The organism is Pseudonocardia sp. T1-2H (assembly GCF_038039215.1).
Lineage (GTDB): Bacteria > Actinomycetota > Actinomycetes > Mycobacteriales > Pseudonocardiaceae > Pseudonocardia.
On record NZ_JBBPCL010000001.1, the window covers coordinates 2,423,390 to 2,442,884 of the forward strand.

Annotated in this window: 15 protein-coding genes; 5 read left to right on the top strand and 10 right to left on the bottom strand. The window is 74.2% G+C overall.

Going from position 1 to position 19,495, the window contains the following annotated elements; all coding sequences use genetic code 11:
• Window positions 1-105 precede the first annotated feature (105 nt).
• The 4 genes from WBK50_RS12060 (at window position 106) to WBK50_RS12075 (ending at window position 7,791) form a co-directional block, all read left to right on the top strand.
• Window positions 106-1,635: a hypothetical protein gene (locus WBK50_RS12060; protein ID WP_341335684.1), complete on the top strand. Its 1,530-nt coding sequence runs from the start codon at window positions 106-108 to the stop codon at window positions 1,633-1,635.
• Window positions 1,632-2,366 carry a hypothetical protein gene (locus WBK50_RS12065; protein ID WP_341335685.1) on the top strand — a complete coding sequence of 245 codons (735 nt, stop codon included), beginning with the start codon at window positions 1,632-1,634 and terminating at the stop codon, window positions 2,364-2,366. The genes WBK50_RS12060 and WBK50_RS12065 overlap by 4 nt, the downstream gene beginning before the upstream one ends.
• Window positions 2,363-6,757: a hypothetical protein gene (locus WBK50_RS12070; protein WP_341335686.1), complete on the top strand. Its 4,395-nt coding sequence runs from the start codon at window positions 2,363-2,365 to the stop codon at window positions 6,755-6,757. The genes WBK50_RS12065 and WBK50_RS12070 overlap by 4 nt, the downstream gene beginning before the upstream one ends.
• A 74-nt stretch (window positions 6,758-6,831) precedes the next feature.
• On the top strand, window positions 6,832-7,791 hold the full coding sequence (locus WBK50_RS12075; protein ID WP_341335687.1) for a Wadjet anti-phage system protein JetD domain-containing protein: 960 nt from the start codon (window positions 6,832-6,834) through the stop codon (window positions 7,789-7,791).
• Window positions 7,792-7,916: 125 nt separating this feature from the next.
• Here the strand turns inward: WBK50_RS12075 and WBK50_RS12080 are convergent, their stop codons facing one another.
• The 6 genes from WBK50_RS12080 to WBK50_RS12105 all read right to left on the bottom strand — a co-directional run bounded on the left by WBK50_RS12080 (window position 7,917) and on the right by WBK50_RS12105 (window position 15,943).
• The gene (locus WBK50_RS12080) at window positions 7,917-9,074 is read right to left on the bottom strand and encodes an ROK family transcriptional regulator (protein WP_341335688.1); all 1,158 of its coding nucleotides are present in this window, start codon (window positions 9,072-9,074) and stop codon (window positions 7,917-7,919) included.
• Entirely contained in the window at window positions 9,071-10,462 is a 1,392-nt protein-coding gene (xylB, locus tag WBK50_RS12085; RefSeq protein ID WP_341335689.1) for a xylulokinase, read from the bottom strand. The genes WBK50_RS12080 and xylB overlap by 4 nt, the downstream gene beginning before the upstream one ends.
• A 5-nt stretch (window positions 10,463-10,467) precedes the next feature.
• Window positions 10,468-11,634 carry a xylose isomerase gene (xylA, locus tag WBK50_RS12090; protein ID WP_341335690.1) on the bottom strand — a complete coding sequence of 389 codons (1,167 nt, stop codon included), beginning with the start codon at window positions 11,632-11,634 and terminating at the stop codon, window positions 10,468-10,470.
• Between the two features lie 350 nt (window positions 11,635-11,984).
• A complete protein-coding gene (locus tag WBK50_RS12095) occupies window positions 11,985-12,764 on the bottom strand; it encodes an NAD-dependent epimerase/dehydratase family protein (RefSeq protein WP_341335691.1) in 780 nt (259 codons plus the stop codon).
• A 182-nt stretch (window positions 12,765-12,946) separates the two neighbouring features.
• Window positions 12,947-14,455, bottom strand: a complete 1,509-nt coding sequence (locus WBK50_RS12100) for a deoxyguanosinetriphosphate triphosphohydrolase family protein (protein ID WP_445942246.1) — start codon at window positions 14,453-14,455, stop codon at window positions 12,947-12,949.
• Window positions 14,456-14,497: 42 nt separating this feature from the next.
• Entirely contained in the window at window positions 14,498-15,943 is a 1,446-nt protein-coding gene (locus tag WBK50_RS12105) for a cytochrome P450 (protein WP_341335692.1), read from the bottom strand.
• A 106-nt stretch (window positions 15,944-16,049) separates the two neighbouring features.
• Here WBK50_RS12105 and WBK50_RS12110 point away from each other — a divergent pair, with 106 nt between their 5' ends.
• Window positions 16,050-16,625, top strand: coding sequence for a TetR/AcrR family transcriptional regulator (locus WBK50_RS12110; RefSeq protein ID WP_341335693.1), 576 nt, complete (start codon window positions 16,050-16,052; stop codon window positions 16,623-16,625).
• A 37-nt stretch (window positions 16,626-16,662) separates the two neighbouring features.
• Here WBK50_RS12110 and WBK50_RS12115 read toward each other — a convergent pair whose 3' ends face one another.
• The 4 genes from WBK50_RS12115 to WBK50_RS12130 form a co-directional block, all read right to left on the bottom strand.
• Window positions 16,663-17,493, bottom strand: coding sequence for an ABC transporter permease (locus WBK50_RS12115; RefSeq protein ID WP_341335694.1), 831 nt, complete (start codon window positions 17,491-17,493; stop codon window positions 16,663-16,665).
• Window positions 17,453-18,256 carry an ABC transporter ATP-binding protein gene (locus tag WBK50_RS12120; RefSeq protein ID WP_341335695.1) on the bottom strand — a complete coding sequence of 268 codons (804 nt, stop codon included), beginning with the start codon at window positions 18,254-18,256 and terminating at the stop codon, window positions 17,453-17,455. The genes WBK50_RS12115 and WBK50_RS12120 overlap by 41 nt, the downstream gene beginning before the upstream one ends.
• Window positions 18,253-18,717: a MarR family winged helix-turn-helix transcriptional regulator gene (locus WBK50_RS12125; protein ID WP_341335696.1), complete on the bottom strand. Its 465-nt coding sequence runs from the start codon at window positions 18,715-18,717 to the stop codon at window positions 18,253-18,255. Before WBK50_RS12125 ends, WBK50_RS12120 begins: the two co-directional genes overlap by 4 nt.
• A 118-nt stretch (window positions 18,718-18,835) precedes the next feature.
• Window positions 18,836-19,492: a biliverdin-producing heme oxygenase gene (locus WBK50_RS12130; RefSeq protein ID WP_341335697.1), complete on the bottom strand. Its 657-nt coding sequence runs from the start codon at window positions 19,490-19,492 to the stop codon at window positions 18,836-18,838.
• Window positions 19,493-19,495: the final 3 nt, after the last annotated feature.

Below are 19,495 nucleotides of genomic sequence, written 5' to 3' on the forward strand. Positions count from 1 at the left end.
CTCGCACCCGAGTGTCCCCGTCGCAGGTGAGAGTGGGCTGAGAGTTCCCCGCAGCCGGAAGTGTCGGACCCCCTCCCTAGGCTGCTGCGGCGAAAGGGGGAACGCGTGATGCCATCGGCCGCACCAGCTGTCGTCTCACCCGCGGCGGACGCCACCGCGCGGGCCCGCTGGCGTGCGCTCGCCCTCACGGACCCGATCGCCCGGCTCGTGCGCAACGCCGCCCACTCCGGGATCGACGACGAGCTCTTCGACCTCCGCCAGCTCGCCCTCGCGGCGGTGGACCTGGTCGTCGGGTCGATGGGGTTCGCGCGCGAGGCCACGCTCGAGGAGGTCGCGGACACGTTGACGGGCCTCGCCGCCCGGATGGCGCCCGAGCACGCGGGCCGGGCCCGGGACGTCGCCGCCGTGGTGCTGAAGGGCCTGCTCAACGAGGCGCACGAGCACCGTCGCTTCACCTACTGGTTCGCCGACCTCTCCGGCGAACGGGCCCGGTCCGAGCCCTACAGCTTCCGGCTGCTCGCGCTGCGGGACGCCGAGTACGGCCCGGTCCTCGTGGCCAGTGACCAGGCGATCACGCTCTTCCTGCACGGCCTGGACGTCGACCTGGAGGACGCGGACCGCGCGCTCGCGCACGTCCTGCAGCGCCAGCTGGACGACCGCCGGTTCGACGCCGCCGTCCGCACCGCCGCCCGGGCCGAGCGCACCAGCGTCGGCATCTCCGCGGCCCTGTCCGAGCTGCTCGACGCCACCCGCCGGGACGTCGGCACGCACGACTGGCTGGTCGATGTGCCCGATCGGCTCGCCGCGGCGCGCCGGCACGTCGAGGAGCGGATCGGCGAGGACGACCGGTTCCTCGAGCACGTGCAGAGCGGTCTGGATGCCGAGACGTCGCCGGACGTGCGGGCCGCGTCGGGCCGGATCGTGGACCTGCTCGGCCGGGTGCGCAGCGTGCACCTGGATCTGGAACGCCGCCTCGTCGGGGCCCGGGAGGTCTTCCTGTCCGCCCAGGTCCGGCAGCGCCTCGCCCGTCGCCGCCGGCTGCGCATGCTGGCGCTCGGGGACGACCTGCTGCTCCCGGCCCTGGCGGCTCCCCGGGCGGACGCGATGGCGGTGACGAGTGCCTTCGCGGACCGGGCGCTCGGCGTCAGCGTGCCCCGCCTCGTCCGCTTCGACGACCTGGTGGACCAGCTCTGGGCGCCACCGCGGCAGCGCGAGGCGGCCGAACCGGAGGTCGAGGACGTCGGCGTCGGGGACCCGGACGCCGAGGAGGACGTGCAGCGCTACCCCGCCCCGGTCGTCGCGGCCGCGCGCGAGGTGCTGGACACCGCCCGCGACGAGCCCGCACGCCTCTCGGCCCTGCTGGACGCGTGCGAGGGCTCGGACGAGGGCCAGGTGGCCGAGCTGGTGCTGCTCACGGCGTTGTGGGCGTTCGCCCCGGACGCCGCGGACGGGGAGTCGACGGACGAGCGCGCGGACGCCGGCGCGCTGGCGTCCGGCCTGGTCGCGGAGGACGACGGGCGGGTGCTGGAGCACCGGCTCGCCCGGGGCCGGGACCTGGTGCTGCGGGCGTCGGTGCGCGCCGCGGCGGAGGAGGACGAGGCGGAGGACATGGACGCGGAGGAGTTGACGGCATGACGGCCGTGGCAGCGGACCTGACCGAGGTGCGGGCGGCGGCGGAGCTCGTGGCGTTCGGCCTGCGGCGCCGTTCCCGGCCGGTGGAGGGCAGCGAGTACCGGGCCCTGTTGGACCGCTACCGCAGCGAGCTGCGCTTCCGGGACGTCGTGGACACGATGGCCGAGGGGCTCGGGCTGGAGGTCCTCGGAACGCCGCGCTCCGGGATCGTCCTGGCGCCGGAGCCGAGCGGCCCGTTCGCGACCCGGCTCGGGGACCTGCGCGCCATGGACGCGGAGGAGAAGCTGGTGTTCGGCCTGGTCCTGCTCGGCATCGCGGCGTACGCGTACCCGCAGGACGTGGACTTCGACGACCCGGAGACCAAGCTCGTGGACGTCGTCAAGATCGACGAGTTCCTCCGCTCGGCGATCGACACTCTGCGCGTCCAGGAGGGCGAGGGCACGGTCGGGCACGACGGCGAGCGCGCCCGCGCCGCCGCCGAGGCCTACGCGGACCTGCCGCAGCTGATCACCACCCAGACCGGGCGGCGGGCCCGCGGCTGCACGCTCCGGGCGATCGAGGACGTGCTGGGCTGGCTCTCGGACCAGGGCGCGGCCAAGGAGGCGCCGACCCTGGGACCGGACGTCCACCACCTCACGGACCGGTTCCGGCTGCTCGTCGGGGACTCGGCGGGCGGCGCGGCGCTCGATGCGCTCCGCGAGCTGCGGGCCGCCCAGGACGGGGCAGCGCGGTGAGCCCGCCGTTGATGTGGCAGATGCGGCGGGTGCGGCTGGACCGGATCGGACCGACGGCCGCGCGGTTCCTGAACGTCACGCTGGACTTCACGGGCGCGGACGGGCATCCGGTGGACTCCATCCTCTGGCTGCGCAACGGCGGCGGGAAGTCCACGGTCCTGTCGCTGATCTGCGCGCTGATCCGCCCGCACCGGCGGGACTTCCTGGCCACCCAGGCCACCGGCAAGCACCTCGAGGACTACGTCCTCGGGGCGGACACCGCCCACGTCGTGGTCGAGTGGTCGGGACCCGGCGGCAGGAAACTGGTCACCGGCGCCGTCTACGAGTGGGCGGACCGGGCCCAGCCCGCGGACCCGAACCGGGACCACGACCGGCTCTCCGCGCGCTGGTACCTGTTCCGACCGGACGCGGACGGGCGGGTTTCCCTGGACCGCCTGCCGTTCGAGACCGACGGGAGGCCGACGCCGCAGAAGGAGTTCGTGGCGGCCGTCCGCGCCTGGGACGTGATCCCGCACGCCGGGATCGCCGTCACGGACGGGCAGGACCGCTGGAGCCGGATGCTCGACGACCACGGCCTGGACCCGGGGATCTTCACCGCGCTGTTGCAGATGAACGCCACCGAGGGCGGCATCGAGGGGCAGTTCCAGTTCCGCAACGCGGACCAGTTCGTCCGCTACCTGCTGGAGCTGATCGTCGATCCCGAGGTACCCGGGCAGGTCTCGGACATCCTCGAGCGGGTCCGGGCGGGGCTGGCCGAGCGGCCCGAGCTGCTGGCGGACCTGACGTTCGCGGACGAGGCCTCGCCGCTGCTGCGCCGGCTCGTGGAGAACCGGGCGGCGCAGGAGCGGGCGGAGGAGGCGGAGCGGGAGCTGGAGGGTTCGGCGGTCGCGCTGGCCACCGCGATCGCCGCCGCCACGGCCCGCGCCGAGCGGGCCGCCGCCGCGCACGAGGACCGGGTCACCGAGCTGCGCGGGGTGGTCGCGGAGCACCAGGACCGCGCCGCCCTCGCCGAGTCCCGGGTACGCGGGCTGCGCCGGATCGCCGCCGAGCACCGCCTCGCGTCGGCGCAGCGGGACGTCGAGCTGTCCCGGGCCGCGCAGCAGCGGGCCGCGGCGCGGAAGGCGGCGTGGCGGGCGGTCCCCGAGGTCCGACGGCTGCGGGACGCCCGGGCGCGGGTCACCTCGCTGACGGAACAGCTCGCCGCGGCCAAGGCCGACGCCGAGCCTCTTCGCCGGCGCCGGGACGAGGCTGCGCTGGACTACGCGCGCAGCCTGGACGTCGCGCTGTCCGAGCACGACGAGCAGGCCGCCGGCCTGGACGAGGCGGTCTCGACGGCCCGCCGGGGTGAGGCTGCCGCCCGCGCCCGGGCCCACGAGGCGACGGCCGAGCAGGGCCGCCTGTCCGGGGAGCTCGCTGCCGTCGTCGCGTCCCTCGCGGAGCTCGACGCGGCCCTGGAGTCGGCCCGTGGGCAGGGCCTGCTGGACGCGGAGGAGGACGTCGCCACGGCCATCGCCCGGCACGCGGCGGCCGACCGCGAGGCGGCCGCGGACCTCGAACGGCTCCGCGAGGAGCGGCCCCGCCTGCGGGAACGCCGCCAGGAGACCGTCCAGGCCGCGGACGAGCTGGCGGGCGAGCGGCGCACGCTGACCGAGCGGCGCCGCACGGACGCCGAGCGCGCCGCCGGGCTCCGCGCCGTGGTCGACGAGCTCGCGGGGGACGAGCGCCTCCGCACGCTCTCCGGCGGCGACGAGATCGATCCGGTCGCCGAGGCCGGTGACCTGGAGGACCTCCTCACCACGGCGATCTCCCGTTCGGAGCGGCAGCGGGTGGAGCTGGCCGTCGAGGGCGCCGAGGACGAGCGTTCGCTCGCTGCCCTCACCACCACCGGGTTGCTCCCCGCGACGCTCGATCTCGTGCGGGCGCACGAGACCGTCGAGGCGGCGGGGATCGCCGCGACGACCGGCTGGCGCTACCTCGCGGAGTCCGTGTCCGCCGCGGCACACGCCGCGGTGCTCCGGGCCGCGCCCGCGCTGGCCGCCGGGCTGCTCCTGCACGACCCCGCGGACCTCCCCGCGGCCGAGCGGGTGCTGACGGACGCTGGCCTGCGGCCGACGTCGCCGGTGGTCGTGGCGACCACGGCGGACCTGCAGGCGGTCGCGGACTCCGCGCACCGCGAGGAGACCCCGTTCCTGGTCCCGCCCGCCGCGGCGCTCCTGGATCCCGCCGCCGCGGGCACGGAGATCACCGCCCGCGAGTCCGCCCGCGCGGGCCGGGCGACCGCCGACGCCCAGCTCGCCGCGCTCCGGGACCGCGACGACGACCTGCGACGGCGCCTGCGCGGCCTGCGCGCGGACTGCCCGCCCGGCACCCTCGAGACCCAGGAGGCCCGCATCGCGGACGCCGATGCGCGGCTCGCCGCGATCAGCGCGGACCTCCGGCGGGTCGAGGCGGACCGCGCCGCCGTCGAGGAGCAGGAACAATCCCTCGACGAGCGGCTGGCCACCCAGGAGGAGGTCCGCAGGGTCGCGGCGTTCGCCGGTGCGGTGCTCACCGGTCTCGCCGCCCGGCTGGCACAGTCCGAGCCGAGCCGTGCCCGCGCCCGCGCGCTGCCCGCCGAGATCGAGGTGCACCGCGCGGCGACCGAGCGGGCCACCACCGAGGAGGAGGGCCACCGCCGCACGGCGGCCGAGGCCGCGGACCGGCTCGCCGCCGTCCGCCGGGCGGCGAGCGGCCACCGGGAGGCCCGGGAGGCCCTGTCCCTCGCGGGCGAGGAGAAGCCGGACGGCCTGTTCGCCTCCGCGTCCGGGGTCCCGGTCCCGCTGGCCGAGGCTTGCCGCGCGTACGAGAGCGCGGAGCAGGCCTACCGCCGGGAGGTCTCGGACTCGGCGCTCGCCGCGTCGCTCGAGGAGGCGCGCCGGGCCGTCGAGGGGCCGTCGGGGCAGGTTGCGGGCCTGACGGCGAGCGTGCGGGAGTCCGCCGCGGATCTCGCGGACAGCGCCGAGGCCGCCGATCCGGACTCGCTCGCCTCGGCCCTGGCCCGGGCCGAGGAGGCCGCGGACCGAGCCGGCGAATCCGTCGGCGCGGCCAAGGCGGAGCTGCGCGCCGCGGAGGCCGAGCTCGCCACCTTCCCCACGGCCGAGGTCGAGCTCGCGGACGAGGAGATCCCGGCGGATCGGGCGGCCGCGCTCGCCGCCGCCGAGGCCGCCGAGGAGGAGCTGGTGGGGCTGCGCACCGCCGTCGAGGCGGCGAGGACCGAGGTCGAGGCCGTGAAGGCGTCGGTCGCGGAGGCCCACGAGCGGCACACCGGGCTGGCCCACCAGGCCGAGCTGCTGGGCGTCGCCCCGGGAGATTTGTCGGACGCCGCGGACCCGGGCGGTGTCGAGGACGTCCGGAGCGCCGTCACGGCGATCCGGCAGCGGATCGACGGGGTCGCCATGGACGCCCGGCGCGCCCGCGGCGCGGTCGAGAAGGTGGCCCGGGACATCGTCCTGTGGGCCTCCGCGGACCGGTTCGCCGAGGTCAACCCCACCGTCCGGGACCGCTTCCGGGTCGCCGACGTGGCCGGGGAGATCGGTCCGGAGGCCGAGTCGCTGGCGCAGGAGCTGGACCTGTTCGCGGCGAACCTGCGCGGCCGGCTCGGGGAGCTGGAGGAGCACAAGTCCGTCGTCGTCACCGCGATGACCGGCATGGTGCGGCAGGCGCTGAAGTCGTTGGCGCGGGCACAGGCGCTGTCCGAGCTGCCGGAGAACCTCGGCGCATGGGCCGGGCACCGGTTCCTGGACGTCGGGCCGCGGTCGGCCGTCGAGACGGCCGACGCCGTGGTCCGGGACCGGTGCGCCCGGCTCGTGGACGCATTGACCGCCCGCGGCGCCGAGGTCCCGCGCGGCCAGGAGCTGCTGTGGCAGGCGACCAACGCCGTCGTCGGGGACGGGAACTGGCGGGCCCGGGTGCTGAAGCCGTCGACGGCGCTCGTCCTGGAACGGGTGTCCGTCGAGCGGATGCGGAAGTGGTCCGGCGGGGAGAAGGTGACGATCTCGCTGCTGCTGTTCTGCATGGTCGCGAAGCTCCGTGCCACGAGCCGGGGGCGGGACCTGCCCGGGCTCGGCGCGCTGCCGCTGGACAACCCGCTGGGCAAGGCGAACTACGTGGTGTTCCTGGACCTGCAGCGCAAGGTCGCCGCGGCCAACGGCGTCCAGCTGATCTTCCTGACCGGCGTGGGGGACATGAAGGCCGTCGGCCGGTTCCCGAACATCATCCGGATGCGGAACACGGCGAACCGAGGCCGGGAGTACGTGCGGGTCGCGGACCGGACGCTGGCGGGGGAGGACCCGTCGGGCGCGATCGACACCACGCGGATCCACCGGGACGACCCGTTGCTCACGCTGCTGTGAGCCTTTCCCCGCTCGCCGCGCGACTGGCCGCGTTCGTGGCAAAGGCACCGTCGAGTCGGATCACTCTGGAACAGATGTGGTCGGCGGCGCTGGCCGCGGACACGAGTCTGCTGGGTGCCGACAACAGCCGCGCACGGCTCCGAGAGGCGTTCGACGAGCTGGCACGGACGGCGGTCGTGACCCTGCCGAGTCCTCGAGGTTCGGGCTGGGAGTGCACCCCGTTGCCCCCGCTGCCCTCTTGGGTCACGCGCGTGGCGACGGCGCGACCTCCCGTTTCCGCGTCGAAGGTCGTCTGGCACGCAAAGCTCTCGTGGGTCTACCGGCTCGAGCGGGAGCGCCGTCTCACCGCGAATCAGCTGATTCTGCTTCGGGGCGTACAGGAGTTCCTCCGGAACGATGCTGCCCGGCTGGATGTTCCTGCGCAGGAGCGTTCACTGGAACTGACCGGCGACGAGAAGCTCCTGTTCACGATGCTGAACGGGCGCCTGTTCGACTGCTCCACAGAGGAACGGCTGAGCCTGGGCCTGCTCCGCAGCCGGATCGTGCCCACCCCACAGCTGCCGCACGAGGTCGGTGCCGGCCCGGTCACCCTGATCGTCGAGAACATCGCCACCTACGATTCGCTCGCCTGCGAGCTTCCTCCGGACGGCGAGGTCGGACGAGTCGTTCTCGGCCGCGGGAACGATCTGGGGAGCGTCCTCACCGGGCTCGCTGAGGTACCGCCCTGCGAGCTGCGGTACTTCGGGGATCTCGACGTCGAGGGACTCCGGATAGCACGAAGGGGAGCAGCCTCCGCGGCGGTGCTCGGGCTTCCGGAAGCTCGCCCGGCGGCGCGGTTGTACGCCCTGCTCGTCGAGCACGGTCGTCCGCAGCCCGCGAAGACCCGGACGGTTGCGGATCTGCCGGCGCTCGTCGCCTGGCTCCCGGAGTCCGTCCGAGGCCCGGCCGGCGACACGTTCGCTGCCGGACGACGCCTTGCCCAGGAGTGGGTGGGCCGGGAGCTGCTCCGCACGGTCGATCTCGCGAAGGTCTGAGTTCGAGCGCGACAGCGGAGTCGCCGCGATCATGAGCGAACCACACTGACGTCGAGCTCGACTCGACTGCGACACCACGCTGGTTGGCCGGCGTGATCGAACCAGCGTGGTGTCGCGCTCGATGCTCAGCCGGTGCCGACGAGCCGGTCCGGGTCGCGCCGGACCTCGTCCAGCACCGCGTCCGCGGCCCCCCGCACCGCCGCGTCCTCCCCGAGCGACGACGCGAGCACCGTCGGCGGCGCGGGCTGCAGCGAGCGCGCCCGCAGCTCGGCCTCGAGGGCTGGCCGGATCGCCTCGGCCAGCTCCGCGTAGACCCCGCCGAGGACGACCACCGGCACGTCGAGCACGTTGAGGACGGACGCGAGCGCGACGCCCAGCGCCGTTCCGACCCGTCCGACCGCGGCGACGGCGCGACCGTTCCCGCTGCTCAGAGCCTCCTGCAGGGCGGCGACATCGGGCACGCCCGCATCGGCGAGCAGGGCGGACTTCCCCGCGTACTGCTCGACGCAGCCCCGCCCGCCGCAGCCGCATTCCGGGCCGTCGCGGTCGACGACGACGTGTCCCAGCTCCCCGGCGAGCCCGTGCACGCCGCGGAACACCCGCCCGCCGAGCACGATCCCGCCGCCGACCCCGATCTCCGCCGAGATCACGACGAAGTCCGGTGCCACGCCGAGATGGGCCAGCGCGCCGAGGGTGGCCTCGTTCTCCACGATCACGGGCACGCCCAGACTCTCGGCGAGAGCGAGACCCGGCCGGGCGCCCGTGAGCCGCGGCAGGTTGGGCGCGCGGAGGATCTCCCGGGCGTCGGGCCCGCCTTCCCCGAGCAGCGCGGGCACCGCGAGAGCCGCGCCGAGGACCCTACGGCCGAGCTGGTCGCGAAGGTCGACGGCGAGGTCCGCAGCGGCCGAGCAGAGGGCGCCCGCGCTCCTGCCGCGGTTGTCCCGGCCGATCTTCCGCCACGCGCACACCCGCCCGGTCAGGTCCGTCGCGCAGACGGCGAGCGAGTCGACGTCGAGCGCGATCCCGAGCGCGACCGGCCCGTCCGGATGGAACCGGACAGGACGTGACGGCCGTCCGACGCCCCGCGGCGGCGCGACCTCCTCGGCCAGCACTCCGGCCGCGAGCAGAGGGTCGAGCAGGGTCGCGACGGTCGCCCGGGTCAGTCCGGTCCGGGCCGCGAGCTCGGCCCGGGAGGCTCCCTCGGACTCGCGCAACGCGCTGAGGACGAGCCCCGAGTTGTGCCGGCGGAGCGCCGGCGGCCCGGCGGGTGCGGGCCGGGTCACCGGCGGTCCACGTACTTCCCGGCCGCGTCGCGGTAGCGCTCGGCGAGGCCGTCCGTCTCGGGCGCCTCGAACACCTCGGTCCCGCCCGCGGCCGCCCACGCCGGCGGCTCGTCGCCCCCGGCCAGCACCCAGGCCGCCTGCCGGGCCGCGCCGTCGGCCACGTACTCGCCCGGGGCGGGGACCGTCACGGGCACCCCGAACACCGTCGGCGCGATCTCCCGCACTGCCTGCGATCGGGCGGACCCGCCGATCAGCCGGACCCCGTTCAGCGAGACCCCGGCGTCGGCGAGCGCGTCGATCCCGACCCGCTGGCCGCTGAGCATCCCCTCGACCGCGGCCCGCGCGATGTTCGCCGGCGTCGCGTTCTTCAGGGTGAGCCCGTGCAGCGCGCCGGTGGAGTTCGGCAGGTTCGGCGTGCGCTCACCTTCCAGGTACGGCACCAGGACGACGCCCTCCGCACCCGCGGGCGCGGACAGCGCGAGCCGGCTCAGCTCGTCGAGATCGACGCCGAGCATCCGCGCGGCCGCGTCCAGCACCCGCGCGGCGTTGAGCGTGACGACCAGCGGGAGGAACGCGCCGGTCGCGTCCGCGAAGCCGGCGATGGTCCCCGTCGGGTCCGCGGCCTGCTGCGTCCTGCGGGCGGACACCACGCCGGACGTCCCGAGCGAGACGATCACGTCGTCGCCCGAGCCGATGCCGAGGGCCGCGCCCGCGTTGTCCCCGGCGCCCGGGCCGATCCGATACCCCGGCCCGTCGACGCTCTCGCTCGGACCGAGCACCCGCGGGAGGAGCACGTCGTCCCGGCCGAGGCTCTGGCGCAGCAGGTCCCGGCGGTACTCGCCGCCGCGGGCGTCGAAGTAGCCGGTGCCGGATGCATCCGAGCGATCGGTGACCAGGGTGTCCAGCCCGGGGGCGCCCGCGAGCTGCCAGGAGAGCCAGTCGTGGGGCAGGCAGACCGCGGCGGTCCGCTGCGCGTTGGCAGGCTCGTTCTCGGCCAGCCAGCGGAGCTTCGTGACGGTGATCGATGCGACCGGCACGGTGCCGGTCGCGTCCGCCCACGCCTGCGCCCCCAGCTCCTCGACGAGCGCGGCGGCGGCGGCCGCGGAGCGGGTGTCGTTCCAGAGCAGCGCCGGCCGCACGACCTCCCCCCGCTCGTCGAGGCAGACCATGCCGTGCTGCTGCCCGGCGACGCTCACCGCGTCCACGTCGTCGAGGCCGCCGGCCTGGTCCAGAGCCTGCTGCAGGGCGTCCCACCAGTGCTTCGGCTCGATCTCGGTGCCGTCCGGATGCCTCGCGCGGCCATCGCGGACGAGCTCGCCGCTCTCGGCGTCGCGGACGACGACCTTGCACGACTGCGTGGAGGAGTCGATCCCGGCGACCAGTCCCATACCGGTCACCATGCCCGCATGAGGTGGTCGAGCGCCAGTTGGTGCAGCCGCACGAAGCCGTAGCCGCGCCGTCCGGCCGCGTCGGGGTCGAAGTCCTCGAACGCAGAGCGGTCCGCGAGCAGCTCCGCGTAGCCCTCGCCGGGTGCCAGCGTGGGCGTCGACAGGTCGGGAACACCGGCCGTCGCGAGTGCCTCGGCGACCTCGGGGTCCGCCCGGAAGGCGGCCGCGCGCTCCTTGAGCTGCAGGTACATCTGCATGTTCGCCGCGGCGGAGTCCCACACGCCGGTGATGTCCTCGGTGCGCGACGGCTTGTAGTCGAAGTGCCTCGGGCCGTCGTAGCCGCAGTTCTCGAGCAGGTCGACCAGCGAGAACGCGTTGACCAGGTCGCCGTGGCCGAAGACCAGGTCCTGGTCGAACTTGATGCCGCGCTGGCCGTTGAGGTCGATGTGGAAGAGCTTGCCGTGCCAGAGCGCCTGGGCGATGCCGTGCACGAAGTTGAGCCCGGCCATCTGCTCGTGGCCGACCTCGGGGTTCACCCCGACCATCTCCGGATGCGCGAGCCCGGAGATGAACGCGAGTGCGTGCCCGACCGTCGGCAGCAGGATGTCCCCGCGCGGCTCGTTGGGCTTGGGCTCGATCGCGAACCGCAGGTCGATCCCGCGGTCGAGCACGAACTGGCAGAGCAGGTCCATGGCCTCGCGGTAGCGGTCGAGCGCCGCCCGGACGTCCTTCGCCGAGTCGTACTCCGAGCCCTCGCGGCCGCCCCAGAGGACGAACGTGCGTGCGCCCAGCTCGGCGGCGAGCTCGACGTTGCGCAGCACCTTGCGCAGCGCGAACCGGCGGACGGACCGGTCGTTGCTGGTGAAGCCGCCGTCCTTGAAGACGGGGTGCGTGAAGAGGTTCGTCGTGATCATCGGGACGGTCATCCCGGTGGCGGTGAGCGCGTCACGCAGACGGGCGATCTGTTTGTCCCGGGTGCCGGCGTCCGCGCCGAAGGGGATCAGGTCGTCGTCGTGGAAGGTCAGACCCCAGGCACCGCGCTCGGCGAGCCGCTCGACGGCCTCGACCACGTCGAGCTCCGGACGGGTCGCGTCGCCGAAGGGGTCGCGGGCCTGCCAGCCGACGGTCCAGAGGCCGAAGGAGAACCGGTCGGCGGGGGTGGGGGTAGGCATGGTGTCTCCTCATTAAGACAGGACCTGAACTAATCGCCGGGAGCGTACTCCTGTTCGCGGAAGATCTCGCCGGTCGACGACCAGCCCCGCGAGTCGCGATCTGAAGCCCCGCGAGTCGGGGCCTGGGACCGGGCGAGTCGGGATCAGTCCCCGGGCGAGTCGGGATTAGAGACCGGGCGATTCGTGGTCGGAGCACCACGAATCCGCGTTCCGAACGCCACGCCGAGGCCATGCATCCCGCGAGTCGGAGGTCGAAGCCGACCCGACAGCGGAGTCCGCCCGGGTTCGCACCCGTCGCGCCGCGACTCGCGTGGTGCCAGATCCCGAATCGCGGGGATCGGGCCGGGGCGTCAGAGGGTGAAGGCGCCGCCGACGTAACGGCGGCCGGCCTCGTCGTGCGCGTCGTCCTTCGGGCCGATCTCGCCGGCGAATACCTCCGCGTCGTCCTTCGGCTCGTAGCCGATCTCCCGGCCGCCGTCGAGAGACCAGATCCGACGGGTGTTCGCCGAGACGCCCCAGACCGTGCGGATCCCGGGCTCCGGGCAGGCGAGCGAGGCCTCGACGAGCCGTGCGCAGTCGTCCGGGGAAAGCCACGTCGCGAGTCCGCGCAGGTCGCGGGGTCGGTCCGCGCACGTCCCGATCCGCAGGCAGACGACGTCGAGACCGTGCCGGTCGTGGTAGAGCGCGCCGAGCGCCTCGCCCAGCACCTTGCTCACGCCGTAGAACGTGTCCGGACGTGGGCTCAGGTCGTCCGGCAGCTCGATGTCCGCGTCGCTCGGCTGCACCTGGAACCCGACCGCGTGGTTGCTGCTCGCGAACACCACCCGCGGAACCCCGGCCCGGCGCGCGGCCTCGAACGCCGCGTACGTCCCCTCGATGTTGACGTCCCGAATCTGGGCCCAGTCCGACTCACCGGAGATCCCGCCGAGGTGCACGATCGCGTCGACGCCCTCGCAGGCCGCGACCATCGCGTCGAGATCCGCGACGCTCGCCGTGATCACCTCGGTCCCGGGCGCCGGCTTGATCGGCTGGACGTCCAGCAACCGCAGCGTGCGGCCCTCGCGTGGCATCCGGGTCCGCAACATCCGCCCGATCCTGCCCGCCGCGCCCGTGATCAGCACCGTCTCCATCCGTCCGATCCTGCCCGGCGCCTCGGCGCCCGTGCGCGGGAGCCCCGATCCGGCCAGCCTCCGATCGCGACTCGCCCGGCCCGAGATCGCGACTCGCCCGGCTTCAGATCGCGACTCGCCCGGCCTGAGATCGCGACTCGCGGCGGTGATCGCGACTCGCGTCGGGAGGGCGAGCGCGGTGGTCAGAGGGCCATCGCGTCGGTCCAGAGGCGGGCGGAACGGCCCGTGAGGACGTCGAGGAGGGCGCCGGCCTGGGCATCCGTCAGCGACGCCACATAGTCGACCACCGCCCGGCCCCGCGCGAGATCCCCCACCTGCCGCTGCTCGACGACACCCTCGTCCGCCAGCGCCGTGTACTCCCCGCGCGCCAGCTCGACCAGGTCGTGCAGCCGCGGCGGCAGGGACGGCGCACTCTCGGTCCCGGCGTCGGCGAGCCACTCGTGCAGGCCGCCGACCAGGCCGGTCATGATCGTCGCCTGCCCGCGTTGGACCGACGCGAGGTCCGCCCGGCGCAGGACGAACTGCTGGTGCACGAACTTCAGCACCGCCACCTCGTGCCACTGCTCTGTCCGTAGGGCGACGTGGGCGGCGCGGACGGGCGGGTCGGTGAGCACGTGCACCCCCGCCACCAGCCTCGACGTCCAGCGCGCCGAGAACTCCGCGACCGCCCGCTCCGCCGCCATCGAGCCGTCGAACGGGATCGACAGCAGCCCGTCGACGAGCTCCGCGCGCACCCGCGCGACCGCACCGCGGAACGCCTCGTCGTCGAAGATCCAGCTGTCCCGTTCCCGCATCCGGATCCGCAGCCGCTCCAGCGAGCTGCCCGGTCCGGCGGCCGGTGAGCGCTCCCAGCCGCTGAGCTCCGCGGACACCCCGGCCTGCTGCAGGATCCCGACGCGGTGGAAGTCCTCGACGTCGTGGATGGCGTAGGCGATGTCGTCCGCGGTGTCCATGACGGCCGCCTCGACCGTCTGCTGCCAGGGTGCGACCACCCCGTCGAAGGATGCGCGGCTGGCGATCAGCTCGCCGAGCTCCGTGCGATAGGCGGAGAACTTCGCCGACCCGGCGTGCGGCGCGTCCGGCAGCGGCCCGCCGCCGCGGGGCGGCAGGGGAGCGGTGCTCGGGTGCGGGTCCGGATACCCGCGCCGCGCCCACGGGTACTTCAGCACCGCCGCGCGGACGGCGGCGGTGAGCCCGAGACCCTCCCGGCCGGGCCCGTGCAGGTCGATCGTGGTGATGATGCGGAAGCTCTGCGCGTTGCCCTCGAAACCGTCGGTCAGCCCGAGCCGCTCCCGGGCCAGCCGGTCCAGGACCTGCTCGCCGAGGTGCCCGAACGGCGGGTGTCCGAGATCGTGGGCGAGCGCGGCGGCCTCGACGACGTCCGGGTCGCACCCGCCCAGCCGCGCGATCTGCTGTGCCGCAACCGGATCGTCGTCGAGCCGTTCCGCGATCGCCCGGGCGACCTGCGCCACCTGCAGGCTGTGCGTCAGGCGGTTGTGCAGCAGGAGCCCGGAACCGTTGGGGCTCACCACCTGCGTCACGCCGGCGAGCCGGGCGAAGAACGGGGACGCGGCGATGCGGTCCCGGTCCACCCGGAAGGGGCTCCGGGCGAGCCCGGCCCCGGACTCGTCGGCGCCCGGCGCCCGGGCGGCCCGGGCGGCGGGCACGGTCGGCGACGGAAGTGCGGTCACGGCGGGCAGGCTAGCCCGGTCCCGCACGCCACCGCGTCCGCGTCAGGCCTTCAGGGGTCGCAGCCGCACCGGGATCCCGCCGACCGGGACCGGGAGGGAGGTGTTGTCCCAGCGCAGCCGGTACCCGGGTGCGACGTCCCACCGGTAGGTCCGCAGCAGCTCGTGCAGGATCGCCGTCACCTCCAGCGTGCCGAAGTGCAGTCCGATGCACTTGTGCACGCCGCCGCCGAACGGCACCCACGCGTCGCGGTCCGAGCGGTCCTCCCGCCGGTCCGGGCCGAACCGGTCCGGATCGAACGTGTCCGGGTCCGTCCAGCACGCCGGGTCGAAGTGGTTCACCGCCTGCGCGACGATGATCCGGCTCCCCGCCGGGATATGATGCCCCGCGACCGAGGTGTCCCGTACCGCGGTCCGCATCACGACCGGCACCGGCGCGTTCATCCGCAGCGCCTCCTTCACCACAAGCTCGAGCGTGCCGAGCGAGCGCAGCGCCGCGACGTCCGGTGGCCCGTCGCCGAGCGCGAGCGACTCCGCACGGGCCCGCTCCTGCCACTCCGGATTGCGGCCGAGGTGGTAGGCCGCGGCGGCGGTGGCGGTCGTCGACGTGTCGTGCGCGGCCATCATCAGGAAGATCATGTGGCTGACGACGTCGTCGTCGGAGAACCGTTCGCCCTCGGGCGTCACCGCGTGGCAGAGGGCGGTGAAGAGGTCGTCCCCGTCGCCGTTGCGCTTGGCCGGCAGGTTGTCCCGGAACCACTGCTCCAGCACCGCCCGCCCGCGCAGGCCCTTGTTCCAGCGGGTCCCGGGGATCGGCCGGCGCACGAAGGCGTTGGCCGCGCGGACGCAGTCGACGAACGCGCGGTTGACCTGCTCGGCCTCGGGCCCGCTGCGGCCGTCCATGAAGACCCGCGTCGCGACGTCCAGGGTCAGCCGCTTGAGCGCCGGGTAGAGCCGCAGCTCGGAGTCCCAGGTCGGCACGATCTCCCGCACCACCGGCACGGTCTGGTCGACGTAGGTGGCGACCCGGTCGGCCGTGAACGCCTCCTGCATGATCCGCCGGTGGGCCTTGTGCTCGTCGAAGTCCAGCAGCATGAGGCCGCGGTGGAAGAACCGGTCGACCATGTCGCGCCAGCCCTCCTGGGAGAACGCCTTGTCACGGTTGGTGAGCACCTCGCGGGTGGCCGCGGGCCCGGCCACGACGATCGTGCGCCCGAGCGGCGTGCGCATCCACCACACCGGTCCGAGCCGCCCGGAGCGGCGGCGCGTGAAGTCGCTGCCGTAGCGGATGTACTGCAGCAGGTGGCCCAGCAGGGGCAGCCCGTCGTCACCGGGGACCGGCACGAGGTCACCGGGGTCCCCCAGGGGGCGCGTCGCTCCGCCGACCCCCCGGCCGAGCAGGGCGGCGTCGACCCGGTCGGGCACGGGCAGGGTCAGGACGGACGAGAAGCGCTCCCGTGCACGCGTGACGGCGCGTTCGACGACGGCCATGGGCGTCTCCTTCGACACTCGGTATCCGGTTGCCCCGACGCTAGACACATGACGTCAATGTGTCCAGATGGTTGACGTTTTTCCGCTCTGAGTCCAGGCTGGGTCCGTGGAACCGCAGTCGATGGCCCGGCGGGCCCGCGCCCGCCTCCGGGACGACGCCCTGGACGTCGCCGAGGAGATGGTCGTCGGCCGGGGGTTCGCGGCGTTCTCGATGCGGGACCTGGCCACCCGGGTCGGGGTCAGTCGACAGACGCTCTACAGCGAGTTCGGGGACCGGCGTGGCGTCGCGTCCGCGCTGGTCCTGCGCTCGACGCGGCGCTTCCTCGACGAGATCGAGGCCGCCCTCGCCGGCGAGGAGGACCTGCACGCCGCCTGGGTCGCCGCAGTGCGCGGTGCGTTGTCGACGGTCGCGGAGAACCCGCTGGTCAAGGCCCTGCTGACGGGTGACGGCGCACCGGAGCTTTTCAGCACGGACAGCGAACCGATCGTCGCGGCCGCCCGGGACCGCGCCGCCGCCTACCTGCTGCGGCGCTGGCCGGACCTCGACCCGGACGACGTCACCCTCGCGGCCGAGACCGCCACGCGGCTGACGATCAGCCACATCGTCCTGCCGCTGCACCCCGCGGACCGGGTGGCCGAGCAGATCGCAACGGTGTGCAGCTTCGCTGCCCGTGCGCGGTAATCGTCGCCGGAACAACGTCATCCGCGCACGGGTGGCGTCAGCCGCGGGACAGGCGGGGGAGCAGGGCCGAGGCAACGGTGATCATGAACGCCGCCGACACGACCAGCACCCCGAAGTCCAGCGCGAGGTTCGCGCCGGTGCCGACCAGCAGGCCGCGCAGCGCGTCGACCTCGTAGCTCAGCGGGTTCACGTGGTTGATCACCTGCAGCCAGCCGGGCATGAGCTCCACCGGGTACAGCGCGTTGGAGGCGAAGAACAGCGGCATCGTGATCGCCTGGCCGATCCCCATCAGCCGGTCCCGGGACAGCACGAGCCCTGCGATGGTGATCGACAGACAGCAGAAGAACGCCGACCCCAGCAGCAGTGCGACGATCACGCCCAGCAGCTTCAGCGGGTTCCCGGTGAGCGACACGCCCAGGAACAGCGCGAGGACCAGCACCACGACGGCCTGCGCCACGGCCCGCACCCCGGCCGCGAACGCCTTCGCGGCGACGAGCGCGACCCGCGGCGTCGGCGTCACCATCAGCTTCGAGAGCACCCCGGCGTCGCGTTCCCAGATGATCTGGATCCCGTAGAAGATCGCGATGAACAGCGCGGACTGGGCGAGGATGCCGGGCGCGAGGAAGTCCAGGTAGGGCGTCGAGCCGGTCGGGATCGCGTGGATCCGGGTGAAGACCTGGCCGAACACGATGAGCCACAGTGCGGGCTGCACGGCACGCGTGACGAGCTCGGTGCGGTCGTGACGGAGCTTCTGCAGCTCGACCAGGCACATCGTGCCGATCCGGGACAGCGTGGTCCGAACGAGCCGGAGCGGTCCCGGCTCGGCGTCAGCCGACGCGGCCGGCGGTGCGACGGGCAGCACGGACATCCCGCATCCCTCCGTTCTCGGTGGTGAGGGCGTCGCCCGTGTGGTGGCGGAAGACGTCGTCGAGGGTCGCGGCCGGGCCGATCTCGGCCTTGAGCTCCGCCGGCGTGCCGAGCGCCCGGATCCGGCCGCGGTGCATGAGCGCGATCCGCTCGCAGTGCTCGTCGGCCTCCTGCATGGCGTGCGTCGTGACCAGCACGGTCATCCCCGTCGCCGCGCGGATCGCCGCGATCCGGTCCCAGACGCCGTCCCGCGCGACCGGGTCCAGGCCGACCGTCGGCTCGTCGAGGACCAGCAGCTGCGGCGCGCTGACCAGGGCCTGCGCCAGCTCGAGGCGCCGGACCATGCCCCCGGAGTAGGTCTTGGCGGGGCGGTCCGCGGCTTCGGTGAGGTCCATGGCGTCGAGCACGGCGTCGACCTGGGGGCGGCGCTCCCGGCGTGGGACGTCGAAGAGCCGCGCGAACAGCATGACGTTCTCGCGCCCGGTGAGCGTGGCGTCCGCCGAGAGCTGCTGCGGGACATAGCCGATGAGTCGGCGCACGGCCGTCCGCTGCCGGGAGACGTCCCGGCCGAGGACCGTGATCGCCTCCGGCGGCGCGGGCAGCAACGTCGTGATCATGCGGATCGTGGTCGTCTTGCCGGCGCCGTTGGGGCCGAGCAGGCCGAAGACCTCGCCGCGGCGGACCTCGAGATCGAGCCCGTCGACGGCGACGGTGTCCCCGAAGGCATGGCGCAGCCCGGTACAGCGGACGGCAGGGACGGTCATGGCGCCTCCTCTGCGTAAGCCAGTTCGTCGAGCAGGTGGTGGAGCGCGGGCAGGGCCGCGGAGAGTGCGTCGACCTCGGCCGCGGGCAGCCGGTCCAGGGCGTTGCCGACGAGCTCGCGCCGGATGGAGCGCCAGCGCACGAGCCGTTCGGCGGCGACATCGGTGAGGAACAGCCGGACCGCGCGCCGGTCCGCCGGATCGGTCTCGCGGAGCAGGTACCCGGCCGTGACGAGCTGGTTGACCAGGGTCGACACCGAATTGCCGGCCAGGTGCAGGGACTGCGCGGCCCCCGCGACGCCGATCCCGGGCTCGGCCTCGACGCGCTGCAGCAGCTCCACCTGGGCGCCGCGCAGCGGCGGCCCGGGGAGCTGCCCGCGCAGCCGGCGACGGAGGACCCGACGGAGGCCCGTGACGGCGCCCAGCAGGGCGTCGGCGGTCAGTGTCGCGCTCGACGTGGTCACCTGTCGACGGTAGCTCGCAGTCAGAGCTATTAGCAACGGCAAGGGCGCGGCTGCGCCGCTCGTGCGCGTTTCTCGTCGCCCTGGCAACGAGAAACGCGCACAGGCGGCGCAGCCGCAGTCACGCGGCGATCGGGAGTCCGACGGCGGAGGCGAGCTCGTCCAGGACGGCGATGTTCAGCCCGAAGGCGTGGACCGCCTCGTCCGCTACCTGCTCGCGGCCGAGCTCGTCGAGCGGGGCGGCGTCGAGCAGGGCGCGGTAACGGGTGCGGAAGGCCGACGGGCTGCCGAGGGCGGCGAAGTCGTAGAAGAGCGCGCCGGGACCGGTGATCCCGTAGGTGCGTTCGAGCAGCTTGCCGACCGTCTGACCGCCCGCGAGATCGCCGAGGTAGCGCGTGTAGTGGTGGGCGACGTGGACGGCCGGGGACGTCGTGCCCGCGGTCCGGAGCCGTTCGGCGTAGGCCTCGGTGGCGGGCAGCACGGTCAGCCGCTCCGCCCAGCCCGGGCCGCGGAGGAACTCCAGGTCCGCCCTCAGCGCGGGCAGTCGGCGCAGCTCGTCGATCACGAAGGGCCGGCCGACCGGGTCCGTCAGCATTGCGTCGCTCGCGGCCTCGAGCGCGCCGTAGATCACCCAGTACTGCTCCGCGAGCAGGCCGTAGGCGTCGAGCGGGAGACGGCCGCCGAGCAGTTCCTCCATGTAGGGGGAGTGGTGCGCGCGTTCGTGCACCGCGCGCGTCGAGGACCTCAGGACCTGGGACAGCGGAACCAGTTCGTTCACCGG

Coding starts and splice junctions, on each gene's coding strand:
- WBK50_RS12115 (WP_341335694.1), bottom strand. CDS start 17,493: ATGTCCGTGCTGCCCGTCGCACCGCCGGCCGCGTCGGCTGACGCCGAG.
- WBK50_RS12120 (WP_341335695.1), bottom strand. CDS start 18,256: ATGACCGTCCCTGCCGTCCGCTGTACCGGGCTGCGCCATGCCTTCGGG.
- WBK50_RS12095 (WP_341335691.1), bottom strand. CDS start 12,764: ATGGAGACGGTGCTGATCACGGGCGCGGCGGGCAGGATCGGGCGGATG.
- WBK50_RS12105 (WP_341335692.1), bottom strand. CDS start 15,943: ATGGCCGTCGTCGAACGCGCCGTCACGCGTGCACGGGAGCGCTTCTCG.
- xylA (WP_341335690.1), bottom strand. CDS start 11,634: ATGCCTACCCCCACCCCCGCCGACCGGTTCTCCTTCGGCCTCTGGACC.
- xylB (WP_341335689.1), bottom strand. CDS start 10,462: ATGGGACTGGTCGCCGGGATCGACTCCTCCACGCAGTCGTGCAAGGTC.
- WBK50_RS12075 (WP_341335687.1), top strand. CDS start 6,832: ATGTGGTCGGCGGCGCTGGCCGCGGACACGAGTCTGCTGGGTGCCGAC.
- WBK50_RS12065 (WP_341335685.1), top strand. CDS start 1,632: ATGACGGCCGTGGCAGCGGACCTGACCGAGGTGCGGGCGGCGGCGGAG.